At 72.7% G+C, this 282-nt stretch carries 1 pseudogene; it reads right to left on the bottom strand.

What is annotated here, in order from left to right:
• A pseudogene (locus Q0789_RS16650) lies at positions 1-257 on the bottom strand (hypothetical protein); the annotation flags it as partial.
• Positions 258-282: the final 25 nt, after the last annotated feature.

Consider the following 282-nt stretch of genomic DNA (forward strand, 5'->3'; position numbering starts at 1 on the left):
CAGAACACGCCGCCCTCGACGTTGTCGCGCACCTCGAGGGTGCCGTCGACGACGGAGTCGACGACGTCGGTGTAGAGGGTCCCGAGGCCGCGCACGTTCCCGGTGACGACCGAGGAGGACAGGAGCAGCTCGCCCGCCCGGGCGTCCACGGCACCGCTGACGGTGCTGCCGGCCTCGACCCACGTCACGGTCTCGACCTGGGAGTCCTCGACGGCGCGCGTGACGAGCGACTGGGCGCTGCTGCCCTCGAGGGTCACGCCGAAGCCCTGGCGGGAGGTGACC

The organism is uncultured Pseudokineococcus sp. (assembly GCF_947499845.1).
In the GTDB taxonomy this organism is placed as follows: domain Bacteria; phylum Actinomycetota; class Actinomycetes; order Actinomycetales; family Quadrisphaeraceae; genus Pseudokineococcus.